At 82.3% G+C, this 1,433-nt stretch carries 1 protein-coding gene; it reads left to right on the top strand.

The window, feature by feature from the left end; all coding sequences use genetic code 11:
* Positions 1–1,268, top strand: a 1,268-nt coding sequence (locus GTR00_RS20760; protein WP_166613419.1) for a hypothetical protein, incomplete at its 5' end; no start/stop codon positions are given.
* Between the last annotated feature and the right edge of the window lie 165 nt (positions 1,269–1,433).

Raw genomic sequence — 1,433 nt, 5'->3', positions numbered from 1 at the left:
GCCAGCGGGCGCGGGCGCTGCGCGGCGCGCGGCGCCCGCGCCCGCTGGCCGTGTCCTCGCGCGCCGTCCCCGGCGTCGTGCTGGACGCCCCGCGGCACGCGGTGCTCGCCCCCGCCTCGCCCGGCTCGGCGGTGCTCGTGGACCGGGTGCGCCAGGGCCGCGTGGAGCTGACCCTGGGCCGCGAGCTGGACCCCGCGCAGGAGTCGGCCGTGGTGGAGGTGCGCCGCGGCGAGGGGCCCTGGCGGCCGGCCGGCGAGGTGCGCCCGGTGCCCGGGCGCCCGGCGGTCCTGAGCGTGCCGCGCCCGCAGGTCCCCGGCCGCCACGAGTTCCGGGTGGCGTGCGCCCGGCGCGGGGTGCTGTCCGAGGCGTGCACCGCGGCGGGCGCCGTGGTCCTGGCCCCCGCCCCGCCGGCCTCGCTGGGCGTCGTGGACGAGCCCGCCGCGGGCGTGGTGGTGCTGGACCTGGGCCGGGCGCTGGACCCGGCGGTGGAGGCGCCGCGGGTGGAGGTCAAGCGCGGGGACGGCAGGTGGGAGCCGGTGCCGGGCGCCGCGGTGCCCGACCCGCAGCGGGCCTCGGCGTTCGAGGTGGCGCGCCCGGTCGAGCCCGGCGCGTACGCCTACCGCGCGGCCGTCACCGCCGCCGGGGCCTCGTCGGCCACGCGCACCGACCGGGCCCGCGTGGTGGTCGCCCCCGCGCGCCTGGGCGCTCTGGCGGTGCAGGACCTGCCCGCCGAGGGCCGGGTGCGCCTGACGCTGGGCCGGGCCGTGGACCCCGCGCGCGAGGCGCTGCTCGTGGAGGTGCGCCGCGGGCGCGGCGCGTGGGAACCCGTCGCGGACCTGGTGCGCGACCCGCGCGACGCGGCGGTGCTCACCGCGGCGCGGCCCACCGCCGCGGGCGCGCACACCTACCGCGCGAGCGTGCGCGTGGCGGGCGCCTGCTCGGACAAGCCCACCGACACCGCCGGCCGGGTGCTCGTCGCCCCGCGCGCGGCGGCGTGGCTGAAGGTGCGCAACCCGCGCGCCGGCGAGGTGGAGTTCCTGCTGCACCCGTGCCCCGCCGAGGGCGAGAGCCCGCTGTTCGAGGTGCGCCGGGGCGAGGGGCCCTGGCGGGCGGTCGCCCCGGCCCCGGCGCCCGACGCCGAGGACCCCTCGCGCTTCACCGCCGCCGCCCCGGCCGGCGCGGGGCGCTACACCTACCGGGTGGCGCTGCGCGCCTCCGGCGCGACGTCGGCGCCCGTGGTGGCGCAGACGGACTTCTCGGTGCGCTGACCACCAGGTGCGGTGAGCGCGGGCGGTGAGCGCGGGCGGGGCGCCACAGCGGTAACACAGCGGTAACCCGGCGCGTGCCCGAGGCACCTAGGTTGCGGCGGGCCGGGCGCCCGCTGCCCGGTCCCGACCCCCTCCGGAGGAACCGCGTGCCGCACTCCCCCCGCT

The organism is Kineococcus indalonis (assembly GCF_009906395.1).
GTDB classification, from domain to species: domain Bacteria; phylum Actinomycetota; class Actinomycetes; order Actinomycetales; family Kineococcaceae; genus Kineococcus; species Kineococcus indalonis.
Note: the sequence above shows the minus strand (reverse complement) of the source record. Positions and strands in the feature narration are given on the sequence as shown.